21 protein-coding genes are annotated in these 25,295 nt (G+C 65.9%); 17 read left to right on the top strand and 4 right to left on the bottom strand.

Going from position 1 to position 25,295, the window contains the following annotated elements; genetic code table 11:
* The first annotated feature begins 92 nt into the window (after positions 1-92).
* Genes ACVOMH_RS01315 through ACVOMH_RS01305 form a run of 3 tightly spaced genes read left to right on the top strand, consistent with a single transcriptional unit; the run spans position 93 to position 8,555 of the window.
* Positions 93-6,698 carry a hybrid sensor histidine kinase/response regulator gene (locus tag ACVOMH_RS01315; protein ID WP_481550790.1) on the top strand — a complete coding sequence of 2,202 codons (6,606 nt, stop codon included), beginning with the start codon at positions 93-95 and terminating at the stop codon, positions 6,696-6,698.
* Positions 6,664-8,052 (top strand): chemotaxis protein CheB, encoded by a 1,389-nt coding sequence (locus ACVOMH_RS01310; protein WP_481551142.1) that lies wholly within the window; start codon positions 6,664-6,666, stop codon positions 8,050-8,052. The genes ACVOMH_RS01315 and ACVOMH_RS01310 overlap by 35 nt, the downstream gene beginning before the upstream one ends.
* A 29-nt stretch (positions 8,053-8,081) precedes the next feature.
* Entirely contained in the window at positions 8,082-8,555 is a 474-nt protein-coding gene (locus ACVOMH_RS01305) for a chemotaxis protein CheW (protein WP_054660630.1), read from the top strand.
* Positions 8,556-8,566: 11 nt separating this feature from the next.
* Here ACVOMH_RS01305 and ACVOMH_RS01300 read toward each other — a convergent pair whose 3' ends face one another.
* Positions 8,567-9,301: a 16S rRNA (uracil(1498)-N(3))-methyltransferase gene (locus ACVOMH_RS01300; RefSeq protein ID WP_481550789.1), complete on the bottom strand. Its 735-nt coding sequence runs from the start codon at positions 9,299-9,301 to the stop codon at positions 8,567-8,569.
* A 127-nt stretch (positions 9,302-9,428) separates the two neighbouring features.
* Between ACVOMH_RS01300 and nudE the strand changes: the two genes are divergently transcribed.
* From nudE to ACVOMH_RS01250, 10 genes are all read left to right on the top strand, one after another.
* Positions 9,429-9,977: an ADP compounds hydrolase NudE gene (gene nudE / locus ACVOMH_RS01295; RefSeq protein ID WP_054660702.1), complete on the top strand. Its 549-nt coding sequence runs from the start codon at positions 9,429-9,431 to the stop codon at positions 9,975-9,977.
* Positions 9,974-10,780, top strand: a complete 807-nt coding sequence (cysQ, locus tag ACVOMH_RS01290; protein WP_481550788.1) for a 3'(2'),5'-bisphosphate nucleotidase CysQ — start codon at positions 9,974-9,976, stop codon at positions 10,778-10,780. Before nudE ends, cysQ begins: the two co-directional genes overlap by 4 nt.
* A gap of 77 nt (positions 10,781-10,857) precedes the next feature.
* Positions 10,858-11,676 (top strand): nucleoside triphosphate pyrophosphohydrolase, encoded by an 819-nt coding sequence (gene mazG, locus ACVOMH_RS01285; RefSeq protein WP_481550787.1) that lies wholly within the window; start codon positions 10,858-10,860, stop codon positions 11,674-11,676.
* Positions 11,673-11,996 (top strand): YnfA family protein, encoded by a 324-nt coding sequence (locus tag ACVOMH_RS01280; protein WP_481550786.1) that lies wholly within the window; start codon positions 11,673-11,675, stop codon positions 11,994-11,996. The genes mazG and ACVOMH_RS01280 overlap by 4 nt, the downstream gene beginning before the upstream one ends.
* A gap of 363 nt (positions 11,997-12,359) precedes the next feature.
* A complete protein-coding gene (locus ACVOMH_RS01275; RefSeq protein WP_054659510.1) occupies positions 12,360-13,328 on the top strand; it encodes an SPFH domain-containing protein in 969 nt (322 codons plus the stop codon).
* A 3-nt stretch (positions 13,329-13,331) separates the two neighbouring features.
* Entirely contained in the window at positions 13,332-13,763 is a 432-nt protein-coding gene (locus ACVOMH_RS01270; protein WP_054659512.1) for an NfeD family protein, read from the top strand.
* Positions 13,764-13,852: 89 nt separating this feature from the next.
* Positions 13,853-14,959, top strand: coding sequence for a glycine cleavage system aminomethyltransferase GcvT (gcvT, locus tag ACVOMH_RS01265; protein WP_481550785.1), 1,107 nt, complete (start codon positions 13,853-13,855; stop codon positions 14,957-14,959).
* A gap of 86 nt (positions 14,960-15,045) precedes the next feature.
* Positions 15,046-15,441 carry a glycine cleavage system protein GcvH gene (gene gcvH / locus ACVOMH_RS01260; protein WP_481523695.1) on the top strand — a complete coding sequence of 132 codons (396 nt, stop codon included), beginning with the start codon at positions 15,046-15,048 and terminating at the stop codon, positions 15,439-15,441.
* Positions 15,442-16,056: 615 nt separating this feature from the next.
* Complete coding sequence (locus tag ACVOMH_RS01255; protein WP_481523694.1) at positions 16,057-16,260, top strand: hypothetical protein; 204 nt, start codon at positions 16,057-16,059, stop codon at positions 16,258-16,260.
* 86 nt (positions 16,261-16,346) lie between these two features.
* Positions 16,347-16,844 (top strand): hypothetical protein, encoded by a 498-nt coding sequence (locus ACVOMH_RS01250; protein ID WP_481550784.1) that lies wholly within the window; start codon positions 16,347-16,349, stop codon positions 16,842-16,844.
* Positions 16,845-17,160: 316 nt separating this feature from the next.
* On the opposite strand, the gene ACVOMH_RS01245 is transcribed toward ACVOMH_RS01250, so the two are convergent.
* Complete coding sequence (locus ACVOMH_RS01245) at positions 17,161-18,573, bottom strand: serine hydrolase domain-containing protein (protein ID WP_481550783.1); 1,413 nt, start codon at positions 18,571-18,573, stop codon at positions 17,161-17,163.
* Positions 18,574-18,652: 79 nt separating this feature from the next.
* On the opposite strand from ACVOMH_RS01245, the gene ACVOMH_RS01240 reads away from it, so the two are divergent.
* Positions 18,653-19,258, top strand: a complete 606-nt coding sequence (locus tag ACVOMH_RS01240; protein ID WP_057506036.1) for a LemA family protein — start codon at positions 18,653-18,655, stop codon at positions 19,256-19,258.
* A gap of 67 nt (positions 19,259-19,325) precedes the next feature.
* A complete protein-coding gene (locus ACVOMH_RS01235; RefSeq protein WP_481550782.1) occupies positions 19,326-21,269 on the top strand; it encodes a M48 family metallopeptidase in 1,944 nt (647 codons plus the stop codon).
* Between the two features lie 12 nt (positions 21,270-21,281).
* Here ACVOMH_RS01235 and ACVOMH_RS01230 read toward each other — a convergent pair whose 3' ends face one another.
* Entirely contained in the window at positions 21,282-22,880 is a 1,599-nt protein-coding gene (locus tag ACVOMH_RS01230) for a GMC family oxidoreductase (RefSeq protein WP_481550781.1), read from the bottom strand.
* Between the two features lie 152 nt (positions 22,881-23,032).
* Here ACVOMH_RS01230 and ACVOMH_RS01225 point away from each other — a divergent pair, with 152 nt between their 5' ends.
* Complete coding sequence (locus ACVOMH_RS01225) at positions 23,033-24,397, top strand: NTP/NDP exchange transporter (RefSeq protein WP_083468380.1); 1,365 nt, start codon at positions 23,033-23,035, stop codon at positions 24,395-24,397.
* 63 nt (positions 24,398-24,460) lie between these two features.
* The gene (locus ACVOMH_RS01220) at positions 24,461-24,817 is read left to right on the top strand and encodes a DUF1304 domain-containing protein (protein ID WP_054657458.1); all 357 of its coding nucleotides are present in this window, start codon (positions 24,461-24,463) and stop codon (positions 24,815-24,817) included.
* 49 nt (positions 24,818-24,866) lie between these two features.
* Here the strand turns inward: ACVOMH_RS01220 and ACVOMH_RS01215 are convergent, their stop codons facing one another.
* Positions 24,867-25,145, bottom strand: a complete 279-nt coding sequence (locus ACVOMH_RS01215; RefSeq protein ID WP_481550780.1) for a DUF4442 domain-containing protein — start codon at positions 25,143-25,145, stop codon at positions 24,867-24,869.
* Positions 25,146-25,295: the final 150 nt, after the last annotated feature.

Raw genomic sequence — 25,295 nt, 5'->3', positions numbered from 1 at the left:
GGGATGCAAAGGAATCAGCAGATGATGTGTCGTCATACCGCAAAGCAGGGCCGCCCGGACGGCATGCAATCGATGCTGTACAGGGGAGTGCGATGAGTACCTTGCGCGATGCCATGAGCCACGCGGCACTGGGCTGGGTGAAGCCGGAGCTGGATGAGACCCTGCGTCTGGTACGCAACGAGGTCGAGTATTTTGTCGAGGACCCGAGCGATACCAGTCGTATGCGCTTCTGTGCCGGCTACCTGCACCAGGTGCAGGGCACGTTGCGCATGGTCGAGCTGTATGCGCCGGCGATGGTGGCCGAGGAGCTGGAGTCGCTGGCCAACGCCGTGCGCGATGGTGCGGTGCCTGATCGTGACGAGGCCTGCGCCACGTTGATGCGCGGCACGGTGCTGTTGCCCGACTATCTGGAGCGCCTGCAGAACGGCCATCGGGATATCCCGATCGTGCTGCTGCCGCTGCTCAACGAGATCCGCAGCGCGCGCGGTGCCGAGGGCATCAACGAGAGCGTGCTGTTCGCCTTCAATCCCGATGCCGGTGATGCCAGCCCCGCCGAGCTGGAGCATGCCCGCGGCAGCCTCAGCGGGCGCAACCGTGAGCTGCTTGATACGGTCGGCAGCGCGGTGAAGGAAGAACTGCTGCGGATCAAGGATGCCCTGGATCTGCACATGCGCATGGGCGGGGCTCCGGCCGATCTGCAGACGCAGGTCAGCGAGCTGGGGGCCGTGGCCGACACCTTGGGCGTGATGGGCCTTGGCGTGGCGCGCGGCGTGGTGGTGCAGCAACGCGATGCCCTGCGCGAGGTGGTTGCCGGCATCCGCGCCATCGATGACAACCTGTTGCTGGATATCGCCGGCGCGCTGCTCTATGTGGATGCGTCGCTGGATGACCAGGTGGCGTACCTGGGCGCGAACCTGCAAGGTGACGAGGATCCCGGTGCGGTTGAAACGCGCCGCACGGTGGAAATCCTCGCCCATGAGGCCATCGCCAATTTCGCCGCCGCGCGCGAAGCGTTCGTCGCGTTCATCGAGACCAACTGGGACCATGAGCGCCTGCGGGAAGTACCGCGCCTGCTTGGCGAGGTTGCCGGAGCGCTGCGCATGCTGGATCTGCAGACGCCGGCGGACTACCTGCATGGCGTGCAGCAGTACATCGATATCGAACTGATCGGCCGCAAGCGCATTCCCGGCGGTCGCCAGCTCGACACCCTGGCCGATGCCATGGCCAGCCTGGAGTATTACCTGGAGGCCCTGCGCGAACGCCGCGCGGGTCGCGGGGAGATCCTGGAGATCACCCGCAACAGTCTGGAAGCATTGCGTTACTGGCCTGTTCCCAGTGCGGCATCGGCCGAGTTGCCGGACAGTCCTGTACCGGAGGGGGTGGTCGACGAGGTTGCCCCCGCCAATGTCGTCGCCGCGGCAGAGCCGGCCGATACGCCTGCTGTCAGCGCGGATCCACCCACCGCTGTGGAGCAGTTGGACGTTCCGCCGGAGCTGCCGGCACGGGCGGTCTATCCGCTGGTGTATGCCGAGGCCATTACCGGTATGGCGGTGGCTGCGGTTGAGCCTCCGCCGCTGCCGTTCGGCGAGCAGGACAGCCCTGCCTCGCCATTTGATCCGGTTGCCGCAGAGGAAGACTCGGCAGTGCAATCGGCAAGCTACACGCTTGCGCCGATTGTCCTGGAAGGCGCCGGGTCCGGGCCGGACGAGATGGCCAGCCCGGAGCTGGAAACATTCCGTTTCCATGCCGCTGGGCACAACCAGACGGCCTCGCCGTCCCACCGCGACACCTTGCTCGATGCTGGTGCCGGCATGGACGTTGATCTGGCGCTGGTAGAGGAGGACAACACCGCCACGGCAGAACAGCCGGTCTACACGTTCGATAGTGGCCCATGGCAACTGGACGAAATTCCGTCGCCGACGGTTGAGCCGTCGGTCGAAGGCATCGAGACCATGGCGGTCGACAGCGGTCCGTTCGAGCTGGAAGCAGCTGCGCCGGGTCCTGAAGAGGCCGAGCCCCAGCCGCCCGTGTTGGACGTTGTGCCGTTGCAGTCTTTCGCACCGGCATGGGAGATCGTTGACGACACCATCCACGCGACCCCGGCAGTTGAATTGCCAGATGACTCCGCCCCCGTCCCGCGCATGGACGATATGGGCAAGAACGCGGTTGCATCCGCGCTGGCGATCGCGCTGGGCGATGTGTCCTCCACGCCGGCTGATGCCGACGCAGCCGCCGCTGGCGATGCCGGGTCGCCGGAGGATATCGAAGTGGCCGCGTTCATGGCCGAGCTCAATGCCGCTGCCGATGCGTTCGATCCGTTCGCTGCGCCGGCAACGGATGTGCAGCCTGCGGAAACCAGCGCAGAGTCTGTCCCGGTGCAGGGGCCGGTCCTAGAAGGCGGGTTCGAAGACGGTGCCGACGAGATCGATCAGGACATCCGAGATGTCTTCATCGAAGAATTCGACGAGGAACTGGTCAACCTCGGCAACCTGCTGCCTGTCTGGCGCGCGTCCCCGGGCAATGTGGAACGTCTGCGTCCGGTGCGGCGCGTGTTCCATACCCTCAAGGGCAGTGGACGGCTGGTCGGCGCACGTACGCTGGGTGAATTCAGCTGGAAGATCGAGAGCATGCTCAACCGCGTGCTCGATGGCAGCCGTCCGGCGAGCCCGGCCGTTGTCGCGATGGTCAACCAGGCCTACGAGGTGTTGCCACAGCTAAATGCCGCGTTGCGCGGCACCGGCACCATCCGCGCGGATCTGCTGGCGATCCAGGATGTGGCCGATCGCGTTGCCGCAGGCGAGGAGGCGTTCTACGCGGCTGTGGTCGCAACGTCGACCCCCGCGGTATCTGCTGGTCCCGCGTCCGGCGTGGTGGAGATCGTCGAAGGCACACCAGCATCGGTGGACAGCGTACTGCGCGAAATTCTGGAAGCCGAGGTCGCCCAGCATCTGGCCACCGTCCATGGCTGGCTGGATCAGGCACAGGTGCAACCACAGCCGGTGACGGAAGAACTGTTGCGCGCGGTGCACACCATGAGTGGTGCGTTCGCGATGACGGACGTGCCGGAAATCACGTCGGTAACGGCGCCCATGGAATCGTTCGTAAAGCGCTCGCTGGTGGCCGGACTGACGCCGGGTGGCGATGCGGTACAGGCGTTGAGGGAGGCCGCTGCGGCGGTATCGACAACCATTTCCGCGTTGCAGCAGCCTTCCCCGTTGATTCCCTCGTTCGCGGCATTGGCCGCCCGACTGGAAGCGCTTGTCGACACGTTGCCCGAGGCCAAGTGGCCACCGGTTGTCGACGAGACGTTCGAGGAAGATCGCTTGGCCGCGGATGTCGCGGCGGACGGCCTGGGTGTTGCCGACAATGGCGCGCCGGTCGAGCTGGAACACACAGCAGCCGAGCTGGGCGGTGTGCAGGATCTCTCGGCTTACTTCGATCCCGGTTTCCTCGTTGATGCGCCCGATGCCGCTGCGGCAGCTGCTCCTGAAATCGGGCAGCCGACACCGTCTGTTGAGCCGGATGCGCCATTGGCCGAGGCATTTGCGCCGTCGCTTGTCGATGGCACAGATCTGTCTTCCGATACGCTGTTGTTGGATGTCCACAGCGAACAGACCGAGCTTGAGGAAATCGATGCCGGCATTGAAATGCCGGTCCGCGAAGAGGGCGGGGATGTTCTCGCTTCTTCGAATTCCGACAGCGACCTGTCGGTCCCCAGAGAGGACCTGACCGCGCTGGAGCCCGAGGTGGAGACAGCCGGTACCGTTTTGCAGCCGGATCCGCCGGTCGAGCAGAACAGCGCGGTGGATGCGCCCGACGCCCACGATGCTCCGGCTCCATCGCTGGCAGAGGCCTCCGGATTGGTCGGGGAAGATGCGGCGGGCGAGATGGATGGCGTGGAAGCCATTGATGCGCCGGCGCAGGATGTCGCCTTCGCTACGAACCCGGCGGTTTCCGTGGCGGATGTCGCCATGCCGCCACAGGTTGATGATCTGCCGGTGCCTGCCGCGGATGAAGAAACGGCATTGGGTGAGCCGGAGTTGTTGCAGCCGCTGGCCGCGGATGCGACTGAGTCTGAGCGTGACCAGGAAGCGATTGAAGTTTCAGCGGAATCGCTTGACTCGGACGTAGATGCCATCACGCTGGAAGCCGAAGCCGAAGCCGAAGCCGAAGCCGAAGCCGAAGCCGAAGCCGAAGCGCCGGTTGTTCTGGCACCGCTCACCGCGCCGCTGGAAGAGGCTGTATCGCCAAGGATCAGCAGTGCGCCGGCTTCTATCGATGCCGGTCCGCTGGACTTCAATGATCTGGATCGCGAACTGGTCGATATCTTCGTCGAGGAAGGCAAGGATCTGCTTGACCACTGCGATGGCCTGATCAGCGCGCTGCGTGCCTCGCCCGAGGACCGTGAACTGTTGGCGGGATTGCAGCGCGACCTGCACACCCTCAAGGGCGGCGCGCGGATGGCCGGTATCAACGCCATCGGTGATCTGGGCCATGGCATCGAGTCGCTGCTGGAAGCGGTCGCGGCCAACCGTACCGAGATCACCCGTGGCGACGTGCAGCTGCTGGAACGTGGCTTCGACCGTCTACACCAGTTGTTGATCCGCACCGGCGAACACCGTGCGGTGCAGATGCCGTTTGATCTGATCCAGGCCTTCGATGCACGTACCCAGGGCCGTGCGGATGCTCCGGCTGCGTGGGTGGGCGAGCCAGTGCCGGCCAGCGATGGTCCGGCATCCGTGCAGGACGAGGTTGTCCCGCAGGTGGTGCCCGCGCTGGAGGAGCCGCTGGAGCCGCAGCCGGTGGCCGATACCGGCATCGCCGCCGAGCCGCTGTCCGCACCGCTGGTCGAACAGCAGGTTGCCGAAGAGGAGGGCGCTTCGCGTGGCCAGGAACAGGTGCGTGTCCGCGCCGATCTGCTGGACCGCCTGGTCAACCACGCGGGCGAAGTGGCGATCTACCGTTCGCGTCTGGAACAGCAGCTGGGCGCATTCCGCGGGGCCATGGCCGAGCTCGATCGCACCAACGCCCGTCTGCGCGATCAGTTGCGCCGTCTGGATCTGGAAACCGAAGCGCAGATCGTGGCGCGTTACCGTCGTGAGCAGGAGCAGGCCGATCACACGTTCGACCCGCTCGAGCTGGATCGCTTCTCGACGCTGCAGCAGCTCAGCCGCGCGCTGAACGAGTCGGCCGCCGACTTGGGCGGCCTGCAGGGCGTGCTGGACGATCTGTCACGCAATTACGATTCGCTGCTGCAACAGCAGTCGCGTGTCAGTTCCGAGCTGCAGGATGGCCTGATGCGTGCGCGCATGGTGCCGTTCGATGGTCTGGTGCCGCGCCTGCGCCGTGTGGTGCGTCAGGCGGCGCAGGATATCGGCAAGCAGGTGCATCTGAGCCTGGACGGTACCCACGGCGAGCTGGATCGCAACGTGCTCGATCGCATGGTCGCGCCGCTGGAGCACATGCTGCGCAACTCGGTGGCCCATGGGCTGGAATCGCCGGAGCAGCGTGTGGCCGCCGGCAAGCCGGAAGAGGGCCAGATCACCTTGCGCCTGCGTCGCGAAGGCTCGGAAATCGTGCTGGAAGTGGCCGATGATGGCGCCGGTCTGGATCGTGAGGCCATTCGCCGCCGCGCCGAGCAGCGTGGTCTGCTGGTCGCCGGCGAACATATTGACGAGGGGCAGCTGGACGGGCTGATCTTCGCCTCGGGCTTCAGTACCAGCGAGCAGGTCAGCCAGCTGGCCGGCCGTGGCGTCGGCATGGATGTGGTACGCAATGAAGTCCGCCAGCTCGGTGGCTCGGTTGACATCCGTTCGGTGCGTGGCCAAGGCGTGACGTTCACGCTGCGCCTGCCGCAGACGCTTGCCGTCACCCAGGCCGTGTTCGTGCGTATCGGCGAAACCACCTTCGCGGTGCCGGTCGCCTCGGTCAGCGGTATTGGCCGGATTTCGCGCGAGCGCTTCGAGTCCGGTGAGAGCCGTTACCACTACAACGGTGAGGACTTCACGCTCTACGACCTGGGTACGCTGGTCGGACAGGCCGCGGCCAAGGCCGAAGGGCAGCCGCAGATTCCGCTGCTGCTGGTGCGCGCCGGTGATCTGCGTGCGGCCGTGGCGATCGACCAGGTGCTCGGCAACCGCGAAATCGTCGTCAAGCCGGTTGGCCTGCAGATCGCATCGGTGCCGGGTATCTACGGCGCGACGATCACCGGCGAAGGCAACGTGGTGGTGATCCTGGACGTCGCACCGCTGGTGCGTCGCTATATCACCCAGCCGCAGGCCGTGGTGCAGGTGGTCGCAACCCAGGGCCAGCGTCATGTGCCGCTGGTGATGGTGGTCGACGATTCGCTGACCATGCGCAAGGTCACCAGCCGTGTGCTGGAACGCAACAACTTCGACGTGGTTGCCGCGCGCGATGGTGTCGAGGCGCTGGAGCTGCTGGAAGAGCGCGTGCCGGACCTGATGCTGCTGGATATCGAAATGCCGCGTATGGATGGCTACGAACTGGCGACCGCGATGCGTGCCGACGAGCGCTACAAGAGGGTGCCGATTGTGATGATCACCTCGCGCAGTGGTGACAAGCACCGTCAGCGTGCGTTCGAGATCGGCGTGCAGCGCTATCTCGGCAAGCCTTACCAGGAGCTGGATCTGATGCGCAATGTCTATGACCTGCTGGGGATTGCCCGTGTTCGCGAGTGACAACAACGGCGCTCGGCCGGTGGCTCTGCTGGCCCGCGAGGGCGCGGCCCGTGACCGCCTGCGCGATGCGGTGGCCGCCGCTGGCGGCCAGGTGGTGCTGGAGGATGATCCCAACACGCTGGATGCCGCGGCACTGGATGCCTCGGCAACCGAGGTGGTGCTGGTGGCGTTGGAGCCGGCGGTCGAGGATGCGCTCGAACGGCTGGATGCCGTGCTGGAGTCACCGCGCTATACGCTGATGTTCGAAGAGGCTGAGATCATCGCCCGGCGCGAGGGCTGGGAATCGCAGCGTTGGATCCGGCATCTTGCCGCCAAGTTGCAGGGGCACGGCAACGTCTTGCCGCCGGGCCCGGAAGACGATGCCGCCTTGCAGCCCGAGCCCGGCATGCCGGTGCGACCGGCTGAACTGCACGTCGATGCCCCGCTGCAGTTCCATCTCGACGAAGCGTTCGAAGCGGCAGACACGGTGCCTGCCGATGGCCTGTATTTCGCCCCTGCACAGGAACGTCAGGCGCCGGAGGTCATCAGCTTTGAAGAGTTGATGGCCAAGGCACAGGCCGAGGAATCCCCAGCGGCCACGGCCCAGGAAACCGGACCGTTGCCCCCGCCGTTGCCGCCGCTCGAGGATCCGCCGCAGGGAATGGTTGACACGCGAGTGCCCGCAGAGGCCACGGCTGCTGCAGGCAGCTACAGCAGCTGGTCGTTGCTGGAGGACGATGCCTATGTCGCCCCGGCGGCGCCGGTGGAAGCGGCTGCGGCCGAGAACCCCTCCATTGCCAGCCTGCTGTCGAGCTCGTTGTCGCTGGTGGAGCTGGAACCCGAGTCGGGCGAGTCCGCCGGTGGCCCGGTGCTGGTGCTGGCAGGTATTGGTGGTCCCGATGCGGTACGGCGCCTGTTGAGCGGGTTGCCGGAAGACTTCGCCCGCCCGGTGCTGGTGCAGATGCGTCTGGATGGGGGGCGTTACGCGAATCTGGTCAAGCAGATGGCGCGGGTCACGGCGCTGCCGGTGTTGCTTGCAGTCCCTGGACAGCCGGCTGAAGCGGGAAATGTGTACGTGCTGGCCGATGCTGTCGGACTGGAGCCGGACGGCGCCGGTCTGCGTTTTGTGGAGGCGTCCGCGCAGTTGATCACGGCCCTGCCGGCGGCAGACAGCGCGGTGGTGATGCTCAGTGGTGCCGATCCGGCGCTGGTGCCCGAGGTGCTGGCATTCGCCGCGCAGGGCGGTTGGGCCGCAGGCCAGACCGGTGACGGTTGCTACGACCCGGAAGCCGCCAGCCAGCTGGTGGTGGCGGGCATGCCCGGCGGTGATCCGGAATATCTGGCAGGCGAACTTGCCACGCGTTGCGCGCAATAGTCCGCACCGCTTCGATCAAGGAACAGACGATGAGTTATGCAAGCAACGATGAAGTACGCGGCGTCCTGATCCAGGCCGGTGCCGAGCGCGTGCTGTTGCCCAATGCCACGGTCGCGGAAATGATGTCGCGCGTCTCGGTCGAGCCGATTCCCGATGTCCCGGAGTGGCTGGTCGGCCAGATTGCATGGCATGGCTGGAACGTGCCGCTGCTGTCCTACGCCCGCTTCAGCGGACATGGGCAAGAGCAGGTCTCCGGCAACAACAAGGTGGTGGTGCTCAAGGCGCTGGGCGGCAATGCGGACATGCCCTATTTCGCGCTGCTGACCCAGTCGTTCCCGCAGCTGATCGCGGTGCCGCGCGATGGCCTGTTGGCCGACGCCTCCGAGGAGAGCCTGCCGCAGGGCGTGCACATGCGTGTGTTGCTGGGCGAGCAGAGCGCGCTGCTGCCGGATCTGGATGCGATCGAGGCGGCGGTGATCGCCGCCCTGTCCGCTGCGGCCTGAGTCCTCTTCGCTCAGAGATCACCCAGCCGCGCCTGCAGCGCGGCAATGGCCGCCAGACCGGCGGTTTCGGTGCGCAGAATGCGCGGCCCCAGCTGCAGCCCCTGGAAGCCGGCCTCCTGCAGCTGCTGGCGGTCGCGTGGCGACCAGCCGCCTTCCGGACCGATGGCGATCACCACGCCGTTGGCCGGCGCCTGCGACAACGAAGCCAGGCGGTGCGCGCCGAGCGGATCCAGCGTCAGCCTTAGCGTGTCGGCCGGCAGCGTATCGACGGCGACCGCCAGGGATTGTGGCGGTGTGAGCGCCGGGATCCGTGCGCGGCCGGATTGACCGCAGGCCGAGCCGACCACGCTGCGCCAATGTGCCAGCCGCTTTTCAGCACGGGTGGCATCGAGTTTGACCTCGGTGCGCTCGGCGTTGACCGGGATGATCGCGCTCACGCCCAGTTCGGTCGCCTTTTGCAGGATCAGATCCATCTTCTCGCCACGGGCGATGCCCTGCAGCAGGGTGATGGCCAGTGGCGATTCGTTGTCCAGCGGCTGGGCGTCATCGATATGGACCTGCGCATCGCGCTTGCCCGCCGTGGTCAGGGTGGCGGCATAGTCATGGCCGTCGCCATTGAACAGCACGCAGCGGTCACCCTCGCGCAGCCGCATCACCCGCACCAGGTGGTTGGCGGTTTCTTCAGGCAGGGAGAGTGTTTGTCCGGTGTGGAGCGGAAGGTCGATCGGGCAGCGGGTCAGGCGCATGCGGAGGTCTCGCGGGTAGTGGCACACGTCAGTGCGGCCGGGTCTGCTAGCATTTCGGGCTCATGAAAACCTCATCGCCCCCGCGCATTCTATCGTCGGCCCGTTGCGCTGTTGCCCGGAGTGGCGCATGAGCCGGCGTCTGCCTGTCATCCACAAGGTGACCTCGGAAAACATCGGGCCATTCCAGCAGGAACAGCTGGATCTGGAGTTCTCCAACGGCGAGCGCCGCCATTTCCAGCGCCTGGTGGGCCATGGACATGGCGCCGTGGTGGTGGTCCCCATGCTGGATGAGGACACCGTGCTGCTGGTGCGTGAATACGCCGCAGGCCTGCATCGCTATGAACTTGGCCTGGTCAAGGGGCGCATCGATGAAGGCGAAAGCGCGATCGAAGCGGCCGACCGCGAGCTCAAGGAAGAGGCCGGTTATGGTGCCCGCCAACTGGACGTGCTGCGCATGCTGACCCTGGCGCCTACGTATATGAGTCACCAGTCCTGGCTGGTGCTGGCGCGCGATCTGTACCCCGAACGCCTGATCGGTGATGAGCCGGAGGAGCTGGAAGTGGTGCCCTGGAAACTGGCCGAGCTGGATCAGTTGATGCTGCGCGAGGATTTTTCCGAAGGCCGCTCGCTGGCGGCGTTGTTCATTGCCCGCGAGTGGCTGGGGCGAGCGCGATGAGGCCGTTGCAGGCGCATGTGCGGGAAGCGGTGATCGACATCGCCCATCGCGCCGGAGCGGCGATCCTGCAGGTCTACGCCAACGGTTTCGACATTGAACACAAGGCCGATGACAGCCCGGTCACCAGCGCCGACCTGGCCGCGCACCAGCTGATCGTGCACGGCCTGTCGCAGTTGAGTCCGGACATTCCGGTGCTGTCGGAGGAATCCGCCCAGCTGCCGTGGGAAACCCGCCGCAGCTGGCAGCGTTACTGGCTGGTGGATCCGCTGGATGGCACCCGCGAGTTCATCAAGCGCAATGGTGAATTCAGCGTCAACATCGCCTTGATCGACGACGGCCTGCCGGTCTTCGGCGTGGTGCAGGCGCCGGTCACGGGGGTGGTCTGGCATGGCGAGCGCGGTGGCAAGGCGTATCGACGCGCGGGTGCGCAGCAGGAGCGGATCACCACCCGGGTGCCGCCGGCGCAGCCGCTGCGCGTGGCGGCCAGCCGCTCGCACCGCAGCGCACGCACCGAGGCGCTTCTGGCGCGGATGGGCGAGATCGAACTGGTCGCGCAGGGCTCGTCGTTGAAATTCTGCCGCATCGCCGAGGGCACGCTGGACGTGTATCCGCGGCTGGGGCCGACCAGCGAATGGGACACCGCCGCCGGCCAATGTGTGCTGGAGGCGGCCGGTGGCGTGCTGCTGGCGGCCGACAGCGGCGAGCCGTTCCGCTACAACCAGCGCCCGCGGCTGCTCAATGGCGATTTTGTCGCGCTGGGTGATGCGGCGTTGCCGTGGCGGGACTGGGTGGCCGGGCTGTGACGGCCTGAACCCGGGGCTCATGCCAGAAATCCCGCGCCGGCAGTGGCCGGCGCATCCGCAATGAAGGTGCTGCATACATGTCCGACATGAACGATATCCAGTCGCTGCTGCAGATCATGGCGCGCCTGCGTGACCCGCAGAACGGCTGCCCGTGGGACCTGGAGCAGGACTTCGCCAGCATCGCGCCGTATACGGTGGAAGAGGCCTATGAAGTCGCCGATGCGATCGATCGCAACGATCTGGCCGATCTGAAAGACGAGCTTGGCGATCTGCTGCTGCAGGTGGTGTTCCATGCACAGATGGCCAGCGAGCAGGGGGCGTTCGATTTCGGCGATGTGGTGGCGGCGATCAGCGCGAAGATGGTGCGCCGGCATCCGCATATCTTTGCCGATGCGCAGGCTGCCGATGCCGACGCGGTATTGGCCAACTGGGACGAGATCAAGCGCAGCGAGCGTGCGGCCAAGGGCGATCTGGACGACTCGGCCCTGGCCGGTATTTCGCGCGGACTGCCCGAATGGCAGCGCGCCGTCAAGTTGCAGAAGCGCGCCGCGCGCACCGGTTTCGATTGGCCGGGCCCTGCGCCGGTGATCGACAAGCTGCGCGAGGAGGTCGATGAGGTGCAGGCCGAGTTCGATGCCGCCGCCCGCGGTGCCAACAACCATGAGCGGCTGCAGGAGGAGCTCGGCGACATGTTGTTCGTCTGCGCCAACCTCGCCCGTCATGCCCGGGTCGATGTGGGTACCGCGCTGCGGTTGGCGAACCTCAAATTCGAGCGCCGGTTCCGTGCGATGGAAGCCCTGGCCGCCGTCCAAGGCGGTATGCGGACGCTGGATCTGCCGCAGCAGGAAGCGCTGTGGCAGGCGGTCAAACAGCGGGAGAAAGGGACAGTGCGTTGAAAACGCTGGCGCTGTTCCTGCTGACCGCCTTGGCCGAGATTGCCGGCTGTTATCTGCCATGGCTGTGGCTGCGCAAGCAGGGAAGTCCCTGGTTGCTGCTGCCCGCTGCCGCCAGTCTGGCGTTGTTCGCCTGGTTGCTGACGCTGCACCCCACCGCCAGCGGCCGCGTCTATGCCGCCTATGGAGGCGTGTATGTGTGCATGGCGCTGTTGTGGCTGTGGCTGGTGGATTCGGTCCGGCCCACCCGCTGGGATCTGCTCGGCGGCGGACTGTGCCTGCTGGGCATGGCGGTGATTATGTTCGCCCCGCGCAGCCACTGAACTCCCTGGTCTGGCGCATGGGCCGGGGGGGCCGCCTTGCCCGGCTTCCTCCCGACTCTTTGCATCCACACCGCACCCCTGCCCGGCGGCGAGTGCATTTTGCGGGTAGCGGGACGTGCTGGCGTACCGGTTCATGACGCTCTGGCAGCGGCAATGGGGATGGGGCATCGCCGGGCTGGTCTGTGGTTACGGCTTCACCCGGATCGGACACGTGCTTTTTTGAAACAACGGCCCGGCGGCATGCAGTGAGCTCTTCTATTCACGGTCCGCGGCATGTTGGCCGACATCCTGCACGGGCGCCTGCCTTTGTGAGCCCCGGCGGCTGGCTATACTCGGCATTCGATCGTCACAAGGAGTGGGCAGATGGGAAGCGGTGCGGGTTTTCTGGCGTTGGTGGTGGCGGTGGCGGGCATCATCGTGCTGTTCAAGACGGTGCGGATGGTGCCACAGGGCTATGAGTGGACGGTGGAGCGCTTCGGCAAATACACCCATACGATGACCCCGGGCCTGCATTTCCTGATCCCCATCGTCTACGGCGTGGGCCGCAAGGTGAACATGATGGAGCAGGTGCTGGATGTGCCCAGCCAGGACGTCATCACCAAGGACAATGCGGTGGTACGCGTGGATGGCGTGGTGTTTTTCCAGGTGCTGGATGCGGCCAAGGCGGCCTATGAAGTGGCCAATCTGGAAGTGGCGATGATCGCCCTGGTGCAGACCAACATCCGCACCGTGATCGGCTCGATGGACCTGGACGAATCGCTGAGCCAGCGCGAGACCATCAACGCCAAGCTGCTGAATGTGGTCGACCACGCCACCAATCCGTGGGGGGTGAAGGTCACCCGCATCGAGATCAAGGATATCCAGCCGCCGACCAACCTGGTGCAGTCGATGCAGCAGCAGAAGATGGCCGAGCAGAACAAGCGTGCGGCAGTGCTGGAAGCCGAGGGCATCCGCCAGTCGGAGATCCTGCGCGCCGAAGGCCAGAAACAGGCCGCTGTGCTGGAAGCCGAGGGCCGTAAGGAAGCCGCGTTCCGCGATGCCGAAGCGCGCGAGCGTTCGGCCGAGGCCGAAGCCAAGGCCACCGCGATGGTGTCCGAGGCGATCGCACAGGGCGATGTGCAGGCGATCAACTACTTCATCGCGCAGAAATATGTGGAGGCATTCAAGGAGCTGGCCAGCTCGCCCAACCAGAAGCTGGTGCTGATGCCGATGGAAGCCACCGGTGTGATCAGCTCCATTGCCGGTGTCGCCGAACTGGCCAGGGAGGCGTTCGCCAAACAGAACGAGGGCAAGCCTGCCGCACGCGGCAATCCGCCGCCGTTGGGGCGCTGAGCCATGCGCTGGGAAGTGGTGATATGGGCTTCGTTGTCGGTGGCGCTGTTTGCCGCCGAAGCGCTGGCGCCGGGTGCGTTCATGCTGTGGATGGGTGTTGCCGCCACGGTGGTGTTCCTGCTGGTGTGGGCCGTTGAGGGCATGACGGTGCTGGCGCAGGTGATCCTGTTTGTGGTGCTCAGCTTCGTGTCGATCCAGATCTATCGCACCTGGTTCCGCAAGCGCGACCGGCAGAGCGATCAGCCGCTGCTCAACCGGCGCGCCGAACAGCTGATCGGGCGGGTGGTGACGCTGGAGCAGGGCATCGCCAACGGCGTCGGCCGGGCCAAGATCGATGATGCGTTCTGGGTGGTGGCCGGCGTTGATCTTCCGGCGGGCAGTGCCGTGCGGGTGGTAGCCGTGGATGGCATGACCCTGAAAGTGCAGCCGGCGTGAGCCGGCCGGCGGCACGCTGGTGTGGCGGTGCCGCAGGTTTTAAGCGTAACCATCTGGGATAATGGCGGCCCCTTTTCCGCGGAACGGCCATGATCCAGAAGACCCTGCTCAACGAAAACCACCGCTCGCTTGGCGCCAAGATGGTCGACTTCGGCGGCTGGGACATGCCGATCCACTATGGTTCGCAGATCGACGAACACCACCTGGTGCGCAATGCCGCCGGCATGTTCGACGTCAGCCACATGACCGTGGTCGATCTGAAGGGCGCGCGCACGCGTGAATTCCTGCGCCAGCTGCTGGCCAACTCGATCGACAAGCTCAAGGTCAACGGCAAGGCGCTGTACTCGTGCATGCTCAACGCGCAGGGCGGCGTGATCGACGACCTGATCGTGTACCTGCTCGGTGAGGATTTCTTCCGCATGGTGGTCAACGCCTCGACCCGCGAGAAGGATCTGGCGTGGATCGGCCAGCATGCCGCGGCGTTCGGGGTCGAAGTCATCGAGCGCGAAGACCTGGCCATCATCGCCGTTCAGGGCCCGCAGGCCCGCGCGCTGACCGCCGGCCTGATCGCCGAAGCCGATCGTGCCGCGCTGGACAAGCTGGCCCGCTTTGCCGCGCTGGATGTCCGCGCGGTCGATGGCGTTGAGCTGTTCGTCGCCCGCACCGGTTACACCGGCGAAGACGGCTACGAAGTGCTGCTGCCGCAGACCGCGGTGGTGGCGTTCTGGAATGCGCTGCTTGAAGCCGGGGTGAAGCCGGCCGGTCTGGGCGCGCGCGACACGCTGCGGCTGGAAGCGGGCATGAATCTGTACGGCCAGGACATGGACGAGACCGTCACCCCGTTCGAAGCGGCGCTGGGCTGGACGGTGTCGCTGGACGAGGGGCGCGAGTTCATCGGCCGTCCGGCGCTGGAAGCGCAGAAGGCCGCCGGCAACGCACGGCAGATGATCGGCCTGGTGATGGACGACAAGGGCGTGTTGCGCCACGGCCAGAAAGTGCTCACCGCCCAGGGCGAGGGCGAGATCCTTTCCGGCACGTTCTCGCCGACGCTCGGCAAGGCGATCGCCTTTGCCCGTGTTCCGGCCGGTGCACCGGGCGACGTGCGCGTGGACATCCGCGGCAAGGAAGTTCCGGTGCGGCAGGTGAAGTTCCCGTTCGTGCGTGACGGCCAGCCGCAGGCCGGTATCAATCTGTGATTCACCCGGACCGGGCGACGGTTACCCGTGCCCGGTCCGTTAAACTAGCGCTTCATCCCGACCACCGTTTTTTTCGGAGCAGTTCCATGAGCGAGATCCCAGGCGACCTCAAATTCCTCAAGTCCCACGAGTGGGCCCGCGTTGAAGGCAACGGCCGCGTCACCGTCGGCATTTCCGATCACGCCCAGGGTTTGCTGGGTGATCTGGTCTACGTCGAACTTCCGGCTGTCGGTGACACCGTCACGGTGGGTGCCGGCGCGGCGGTGGTGGAGTCGGTCAAGGCCGCCTCGGACGTGTACAGCCCGGTGTCGGGCACCGTTGTCGAAGTCAACGAAGCTCTGGCCGACAAGCCGGAAACCATCAACGAAGATGCCTACGGTGACGGCTGGCTGTTCGTGGTCGAGATGTCCGAGCCGGAACAGTTGAACGACCTGCTGGGTCCGGACGACTACGCCGAGCTGCTGGAAGACGACGCGAACTGATCGCGTTGCCATGCTGACGCGACAACGGCCGCCTCGAGCGGCCGTTGTCGTTTCCCAAGGTGTGGATGTCATCGCGGCGTGATGGCATGGCGCACTTGGCGCGGCATCCACGATCATTTTGCGTGCCGATGCAACGTGTCTGCAGCAGCCGGCAACGCGGTAGTGATCGGAGGCGGCTGGCATGCGATGGCACGAAGATGACGTGCCGTGAGCGCGAAATTTTTGCGCAGTTCGTTGGTGCTGCGGGTAAAAAATTGTCAGGCGATGATTTTTTTCCAGATCCGTATCGCGCTTCAATGCCGTTGAGGAAATGGCCGGGTGTTGGATGCCACAGTGCTGCGCAGCCGTGCGTGCACAAGCGTACCGGTGCACAAATAGTGCGGTTTTTCCGCTGTTTTTCCGCAACACGCCTTGGGCGTGCGGTGGCGCCATGTTGTTCTGGCGCGTCAGTGGGGTTCTTGTCTGGGACGGGTATGGCCACTGCCGCACTGCGCTTTGCTGGGCAAGTTGCGTCGAGGTGGTTGACAGTAAAAAAAACCGTGATTAGGTTTCGCCCAGCAGACCTTTACTGCGCAAGCGAGTGAGCCGGATCAACATCCAGACGCGAAGCACAACTTGGACATCCGCCAGGATTTCTTCGATGGTGGAGCAGGCATCGCTTCCTTCGGCAAAACACTTCCTGATTTCCATCTGGCACCCGCAACGAGCATCGAAGCGGGTGTTTCTGTATCCGAAACGTTGCGCCCGACGCGACGACGGTCCTCCGCGATCCCACGCGGATTTGCTTCAACTGGGCATTTCAATTCCATAGATCACTGACGAGGAGCCACACAATGGCCACGAAAAAAGCTGCTAAAAAGCCGGCCGCCAAGAAGGCGGTAAAGAAAGTCGCCAAGAAAGCCGCGGTGAAGAAGGTTGCCAAGAAGGCAGTCGCCAAGAAAGTCGCGGTGAAGAAGGTGGCCAAGAAGGCCGTCGCCAAGAAGGCCGTCAAGAAGGCGGCCGTCAAGAAGGTCGCCAAGAAGGCTGCCGTGAAGAAGACCGTCAAGAAGGCTGCTGCCAAGAAGGTCGTCAAGAAGGCTGCGGCGAAGAAGGTTGCCAAGAAGGCCGCTGCCAAGAAGGTCGTCAAGAAAGTAGCCAAGAAGGCTGCTGCCAAGAAGGTCGTCAAGAAGGCCGCTGCGAAGAAGGTTGCAGCCAAGAAGCCGGCAGCCAAGAAGGCCGCCGCGAAGAAGGTTGTAGCCAAGAAGCCGGCGGCCAAGAAGGCTGCTGCGAAGAAGGTTGTGGCCAAGAAGCCGGCAGCCAAGAAGGTCGCTGCGAAGAAGGTCGTTGCCAAGAAGAAGCCGGCTGCCCGCAAGAAGAAGGTCGCTCCGGTTGCGCTGCCGGCCACGCCGGCGCCGCTGATCTGATCCCGCTTCACTAGCCGTACCTGAAACTCCTTCCCCGACTGCCCAGCGGGGAGGGAGTTTTTTTATGCGCGATCATCGGGAGCGGGGCGGGCGGATGAGGTTGAAGGCGATGCCGGAGCGGTCACGTTAGGGACTACCGCAGATACCGATACCCGGAGGGTCGGGTTCTGTGCGGAGCGGCCGGATCACGGCTGTCCGCGCCGCGGCGGGCTGGAGAATTCTTCTTTCAGCGCAGTGACCGTGATCCTGGAAGGCGCAAATAAAAAACAACAAAGGCGGCCATTGGCCGCCTTTGTCTGCTGGACTGTGCCGGCGCTCAGCGCGGCGAGGCCACCGCACGCTCGGAGGACGCGCCCTTTTTGCCGTCACGTGCAGGGGCACCGTCGGCCATCAGGTTGTCACTGCCGAAGTCGGTATCCACATCCAGCCAGCGCTGCGTCGGCAGGCCAATGGCGCGGTCCAGGATGGTGGGCATCATGCCGCTGGGCAGGCTGCTTTCGCCGTTCCACATGATGGCGATACCCAGGTCGCGCTCGGGCAGCAATGCCACCAGGCCACGGTAACCCTGCACGGCACCGGCATGGAACACCACCGAGTGACCGGCATAGTCGAACACACGCCAGCCCAGTGCGTAGCCTGCCGAATCCAGACGTTCACGCCGCCAGCCCGAGCGCATTTCGCCGGGGGTACTCACCAGCGGTGCGTGCAGGGTGGCCAGCAACGGCGCCGGCAGCACGTCCGGACGATGGCCGGTGTGGGCCAGCAGCCATTGCGCCATGTCGCTGGCGCTGGCATTGACGCCGGCCGCCGGTGCGACCCGGTAGTAGGTGGGCTTGGGGGTCAGCGAAACCCAGCCGTTGCGGCTGCGCACGTGCGGACGCGCCCAGCGCGAGCTGGCCTGGATGCCGGCCAGGCCGAGGCTGGCATCGTTCATGCCCAGCGGCTTGAGGATGCGCTTCTCCACCGCCTGCTCGTAGAAGTTGCCGGAGGCGGCGAACACCACATCGCCGACCAGGCTGAAGGCCACGTTCTGGTAGGCGTAGCAATCGCCAGGGGCGCACTTCAGTGGCGCGCTGGCCAGTTTCTGGGTCAGCGTGTAGTAGTCGGCGTTGGCTTCCACATCGCGGTCGTAGGCGTTGTAGGTCAGGCCGACGCGATGGCTGAGTACATCGGCGACGGTCAACGCATTGGTCGCCTCGGGCGTGGCCAGGCGGAAGCCGGGCACGTAGTCGGTGATCTTGCTGTCCCAGCGCAGCGTGCCATCGTTGACCAGCAGCCCGGCCATGGTGCCGGCAAACGCCTTGGACAACGAGGCCAGGCGGAACACGGTATGGGCGTCCACCTGTTGCGGGTTGCTGATATCGGTAACGCCATAGCCGCGCGCGGAAAGAATGCGGCCGTTGTGGACGATGGCCATGGCCATGCCCGGAACACGGTTGCCATAGGTCAGTTGCTCGGCCAGCGACTCGATCGCGGCCACATTGAACTCGGGCGACAGCGGTTGCACCTGGTCGGGCCGCAGCGCGGCGCGATAGGGCATCGGTTGCGTGGGCGATGGGGGCGGCGCGTTTTCCAGATTCACCGGCAGGGCTGCGCTGGCGGTCACGTCGATGGGCAGGTTGGCGTGGGTGGGCGTCTGTGCGGTGGACGCCAATGCGAAGGGCATCAACACCCCCAGCAATCCCGATGCCACCGGGCGGATTCCCCGGCGCGAGTTCTTTTCTTTCATCGTGATCGGTGCCTGTAAGCTACTGCCGTCGGCGATTCTAGCGCCGCTTTTCACGATTGCACAAACGGGGAGAGGATGAATGGGCATCACATTGATATTGCTGGTCTTTCTTGTGGTGGCTGTCGCAGTTATCGCGGCCGGTGTTGGCATCTATAACGGACTGGTCCGTTCCCGTAATGCGTACCGGAATGCGTTCGCGCAGATCGACGTACAGCTGCAGCGCCGCTTCGACCTGATTCCCAATGTGGTGGAAACCGCCAAGGCCTACATGAGCCATGAGCGGCAGACGCTGGAGGCGGTGATCGCCGCACGCAGCGCGGCGCAGTCCGGGCTTGCGGCGGCCAAGGCCGCTCCGGGCGATGCGGCGGCGATGGCGCAGCTGGCCGCCTCGCAGGGCCAGTTGAACGGAGTGCTGGGACGGTTGATGGCCGTGGCCGAGGCCTATCCGGAATTGAAGGCCAACCAGAACATGCTGCAGCTGAGCGAGGAACTGGGCAGCACCGAGAACAAGGTAGCGTTCGCTAGGCAGGCCTACAACGATGCGGTGATGGCCTACAACAACCGCCGCGAGACCTTCCCGGCCAATGTGTTTGCCGGCATGTTCCATTTCCCCACGGCCGCGCTGCTGGACATCCCGCTGGAAAAGCGCGAGCAGGTGCGCGAGGCGCCCAGGGTCCAGTTCTGATCCTGCGCAGGGCAGGGAAGGCCGGCACGTGACGACAGTCGCGTCCGGTGCCAGCTAGGGGGGCGGGATGAATTTCTTTGAACACCAGGCACAGGCGCGGCGCAATTCCGGGCGCCTGCTGCTGCTGTTCGCGCTGGCGGTGATCGCCATTGTCGCGGTGCTGGACGCACTGGTGCTGGTGGCCACCGGCAGCGTGCGGGGCGTGCTGTGGTGCACGTTGCTGACCCTGGCGGTGATCGCGTTGGCCTCGCTGTACCGCATCGCCTCGTTGCGGGGTGGTGGTGAAGTGGTGGCGGTACAGATGGGCGGCACCGAGGTGCCGGCCGATACCCGCGATCCGGCGCTGCGGCGGTTGCGCAACGTCGTGGAGGAGATCGCCATCGCCTCCGGTGTGCCGATGCCGCGGCTGTATGTGCTGGAACAGGAGACCGGCATCAACGCCTTCGCCGCTGGGTATTCACCGGCCGACGCCGCCATCGCCGTCACCCGGGGCAGCTTGCAGCGGCTCAACCGCGATGAACTGCAGGGCGTGATCGCGCACGAGTTCAGCCACATCCTCAATGGCGACATGCGGTTGAATATCCGCCTGATGGGGGTGCTGTTCGGCATCCTGATGATCAGCCTCATCGGCAAGCGGGTGCTGCTGCACATGAGTGCCGGTTCGCGGATAGGCGGCAGGCGCGGGCTTGGGCCGATCTCGATCGTGCTGGTGATCGGCGTGACCGGCATTGTCGTGGGCAGCATTGGGGTGTTCTTCGGACGGCTGATCAAGGCGGCGGTGTCGCGCCAGCGCGAGGTTCTGGCCGATGCCTCGGCGGTGCAGTTCACCCGGCAGACGCAGGGGCTGGCCGGGGCGTTGAAGAAGATCGGCGGGCTGGCCGAGGGTTCGCAGCTGGCCGACCGTGCCAGCGCCGAGGAAGTCAGTCACATGCTGTTCGGCGAAGGACTGGGCTTTTCGCGCTGGTTCGCCACGCATCCACCCCTGGTGGAGCGGATCCAGCGGCTGGAGCCTTCGTTCCGCACCGAACAGTTGCAGCGTTTGCGCGGTACCTGGTTTGCCAATCCGCCCGATGGCCTGGCCGAGGATCGCGCGCTGGGGCTGGCCCGCAGTGATGTGCCCGGTGTGGACGCGCTGGCGCCCGCTGCAGTGGCCACTGTGACGTCGCGGTTGCGGGTCGATCCAAGGCAAGTCGCCGCGCAAGTCGCCGCGCAGGTCGCCACCCCGGCTGATGACGACTACCAACAGGCGATCCGGCTGGCCGGCACCCTGTCGCCGCAGCTGCGCGAACTGGCGCGTGACCGGGAGGCCGCACAGCCGCTGCTGCTGGCGTTGTTGCTCGATGCCGACCCTGCGGTGGCGGTGTTGCAGCGGCAGGCGGTACAGGCGCAGCTGGGCGCTTCTGTGGTCACGCGGCTTCAGGCCATGGCCGATGGTCCGTTGCATGGTCTCTCTCGCGCGCTGCGCCTGCCGCTGGCGGCACTGGCGTTCCCCGCATTGCGGATGGCGCCGCGCCCGCAGTTGCGGGCGTTCGTGCAGTGCATCGAGGCGCTGGTCCATGCCGATGGGCGGATCTCGCTGTTCGAGTACTGTCTGTCGCGCCTGCTGCAGGTGCAGGTGCTGGCCGCGCTGGATCCCTCGCGCCACCCGCATTTCGGCCGGCGCAAGACCACCGGCGTGCGCCAGGAGCTTTCCACGTTGCTCGCGGTGGTCGCGCGGGCCGGCAATCTCGGTGACGAGGCCGCCGCGCGGCGCGCCTATCTGGCTGGGTTGCAACGCATCCTGCCGCACGATCACCTGCCCTATGCGCCGCCGTCGGCCGGCGTGCTGGCGCTGGATGCGGTGTGGGCGCCGCTGGATGCGCTCGATCCGCTGGCCAAGCAGCTGCTGGTGGAAGCGGTGACCGCCACCATCAGCCACAACCAGCGCGTCAGCGTGGCCGAGGCCGAACTGCTGCGGACCATCTGCGCCACGTTGCATTGCCCGTTGCCGGCGCTGTTGCAGGTGGCCTGAGCCGCGGAGCGGTCAGCCCGGCGGCGAGGTGTCGAGGATCAGGCTGGCGGCGCGCTCGGCGATCATGATGGTCGGTGCGTTGGTATTGCCCGTGGGCAGGCTTGGCATCACCGAGGCATCGATTACCCGCAGGCCGTCGATGCCGCGCACGCGCAGCTGCGGATCGACCACGGCCATCGCGTCGCTGCCCATCCGGCAGGTGCCGACCGGGTGGTAGATGGTTTCGGCCTTGGCGCGGATGAAGGCTTCCAGCCCGGCATCGTCCAGGTGCTCGTCGGCAGGGAACAGCGGTGCCCTGCGCCACGGCGCGAAGGCCGGCTGCTGGAGGATGTCGCGGCTCAGGCGCGCGGCTTCGACCATCATTTTCATATCGAAGCCTTCGGCATCGCCCAGATAGTTGGCATGGATACGCGCCGGCGCGGCGGGATCATGGCTGGCCAGTTCGATGCGGCCGCGGCTGCGCGGGTGCAGGTAGCAGGCGTGCAGGGTGTAGCCCTCGCCGGGCAGGCGGTGGCGGCCGTGGTTGTCCAGCATCGCCGGGACGAAATGGAACTGGATGTCGGCCCGTTCGTCGGCGGCAAAGCGCGAGCGCACGAAGCCGCCGGCCTCGGCCACATTGCTGGTACCGGCACCGCTGTGACCGCGCAGGAAATAGTCGAAGCCGATCTTCAGCTCGCTGGCGCGGTCGTAGCTGACCCCGGGCACAGTGCGGTACAGCGTGCAGATGTCCAGGTGGTCCTGCAGGTTGGCGCCGACACCGGGCTGGTCCAGACGCACCTCGATACCGTGGCGTCGCAGGTGCCCGGCCGGGCCGATCCCCGAGAGCATCAGCAGCTGCGGTGAGTTGATCGCGCCGGCGCTGAGCAGTACTTCGCGGCGGGCCCGCACTTGCTGGGGCTGGCCGCGGACGCGCAACGCCACGCCGGTGACGCGTTCGCCTTGAATCTGCAGCCGCTCGACCAGCGCGCCGGTCAGCACCTGCAGGTTGGGGCGCTGGCGGACCGGGGCCAGATAGGCGGCCGCCGAAGAGCAGCGCGCACCGTCCTTCTGGGTGACCTGGTACAGGCCCACGCCTTGCTGAGTGGGACCGTTGAAATCGGGGTTGAGCGCGAAACCGGCCTGCTGTCCTGCCTCGATGAAGGCACGGCTCAGTGGATTGACGTGACGCAAGTCCGACACCTTCAACGGGCCATCGCCACCGTGCAGGGCATCGGCACCGCGCCCGTTGCCCTCGCTGTAGCGGAACCAGGGCAATACCGTCTGCCAGTCCCAGCCGGTGGCACCGGCATCGGCCCAGCGGTCGTAGTCGCCTGCCACGCCGCGCGAGTAGCACATCGCATTGATCGAGCTGCTGCCGCCCAGTACCTTGCCGCGCGGCCACCACAGGCGCCGGTTGTTCAACGCCGGCTCCGGTTCGGTGTCGTAGCTCCAGTTCAGGCGCCGGTTGTTGACCAGCCGGGCAATGCCTGCCGGCATGTGGATCAGCGGATTCCAGTCGCGCGGGCCGGCTTCGATCAGCAGCACCCGCCGCTGCGGATCGGCGCTGAGCCGGTTGGCCAGAACACAGCCGGCCGAACCGGCCCCGACGATGATGTAGTCGAATTCCTTCACGGCCTTCCCCTTTCCCTGCTCCGCAGAATAGAACGGCCCGTCGCATGGCGGCCAGACCGTTTGCACTGGCGATGTTGCAGTGCATCGGATAAGTTGCGCCCACGCCGCGGAACCGGCGTGCCGGATCCCCCACCCGTGGTGCAGTCAGACGTATGAGCAAGCTTTCCCCTCCCGCGCGCGGTGGCCTGCGCCAGGTGATTTCCCTGCTCGGAGTGGAAGCTCCGGCGCTGTGGTGGTCGCTGCTGTACTTCTTCTGCCTGCTGACCGGCTACTACCTGTTGCGTCCGGTACGCGACGCGATGGGCGCCTCGGATGATGTGCTGGCGGTGTTTCCGGCCTCGCTGGTGCAGTGGGCCGGACACCTGGGGGTCAGCCTCGGCGACTTTACCCTGCAGGTGCTGTTCACCGGCACCTTCCTGTGCATGGTGCTGCTGCAGCCGGTATACGGCGCGCTGGTGTCGCGCTATCCGCGGCGGGTGTTCCTGCCGGTGATGTACCTGGCTTTCATCAGCTGCCTGCTGTTTTTCTACTGGGCGTTCCGCGAGGAACTGCCCGGGCGCGGCGCGGCGTTCTTCATCTGGGTGGCGGTGTTCAACCTGTTCGCAGTGTCGGTGTTCTGGAGCTATATGGCCGATGTGTTCTCCAACCAGGACGCCAAGAAGGTCTACGGCTATATCGGCGCCGGGGGCACCATTGGCGCACTGACCGGGCCGCTGGTCACCCGCCTGCTGGTGGAGAAGATCGGCGTGGGCAACCTGCTGCTGGTATCGGCCGCCTTCCTGGGCGCGTGCCTGTTCGCGATCCTGAAGCTGCGCAAATATGCCCTGCAGCGCGAGCAGCGGCTGCGCGACAGCAGCGGCGAGCAGGCGATGGGTGGCTCGGTGCTGGCCGGCTTGAAGCTGGTATGGAGCGATCCGCTGCTGCGTGCGCTGGCGGTGCTGATGTTCTTCGGCGTCGGCGTGGGAACCCTGCTGTACAACGAACAGGCGGCTATCGCGCGACGCTTCTTCACCGATGACGCCGCACGTACGGCGTACTACGCCAACATCGATCTGGCGGTGAACGTGCTGACGATCTTCGTGCAGGTATTCCTGACCCGCTGGCTGATGCGCCGCTACGGCATCGCCCCGCTGCTGCTGTTGCCGGCGCTGGCGATCCTGCTGGGTTTCTCGCTGCTGGCCGCCTCACCGCTGCCGCTGCTGGTGGCGGTGGTGCAGGTGATGACCCGCGCCGGCGAGTTCTCCCTGGCCAAGCCGGCACGCGAAACCCTGTATACCCGGGTCAGCCGCGAGTCCCGCTACAAGGCCAAGGCGGTGATCGATACGGTGATCTATCGCGGCGGCGACCTGACCTTCGTCTGGCTGCACAAGCTGCTGTCCAGCATGGGGTCGCATCTGGTGTTTATGGCGGGCGTGGGTGTGGCAGCGGGCATGACGATCGGCGCGATCCGGGTGATCCGCGCGCAGCGGAGCCTGCCGGACGAGATGCCGGTCAACGCATCGGTCGATCCGGCATAACCGGGAGGTGCCGTCGGCCTGCCGGGCCGGCCATGCTGCCGCTGTTCCGCCGGATGGACGCCGATGCGTCCGAGGTCTTTGGCCGCGTTGCTGGTGACGGTGCTGGTCGCCGTCCTGCACCGCTGTTTCCTGGTGCTGGAGATGTTCCTGTGGTCCCGGCCACTTGGGCTGAAGACCTTCCGCAATACTCCGGAGAAGGCCCAGAGGACCCGTGTGCTGGCTGCCAACCAGGGCCTGTACAACGGCTTTCTCGCCGCCCGGATTGTGGCGGGGCTGCTGCTGGAGCAGCCTGTGTTGGTGACGTTCTCGCTGCTCTGCGTGGTGGTCGCCGGCAGCTACGGAGCGTTCAGTGTGAACCGGCGGATCTTCTTCATCCAGGCGTTGCCGGCGATCCCGACGCTGGGGTTGCGCGCGGTGTAGCCGCTGCCCGGCGGTGGCTCCAACGGCACCTCCAGATCCATGCATCCACTCAGTCTTTGCGCGGCGACGCCCACCGCGCAGTCCGTGCCTGGAACACCTCCATGCCGGCAGCATCGCTCACGTTGATCCTCGCCGGCAGGGCGTAGCCAGCCGCTGTGCTGGCGGGAGGCAGTTCCGGTGTTGCCACCGCTTTCAGAAGACCACCTGACTTGGCCAGGTGCTTCACTTCCATGCCCCTGGGAATCCAGCGCATGCTGGCCGGCAGGCTGGCATCGAGCAGGACCCCGCTTATCCGTTCGGCCGGGCTGCACATCGCGATCGCGTGCACGGTGTCGATAGGGGGGGCTGATGCGGCGGCGCTGGCGCATCCCCTGCACAGCGGCCCGGTTCCAGCACGGTGATCCGCGGCGAGAGGCTGGCGAAGCAGGGCGCCTTGCGGCACACCGCCCGCCAGAACAGTTGCCGGCCGGCCAGCGGG

This window comes from Stenotrophomonas sp. STEN013 (genome assembly GCF_056760355.1).
Note: the sequence above shows the minus strand (reverse complement) of the source record. Positions and strands in the feature narration are given on the sequence as shown.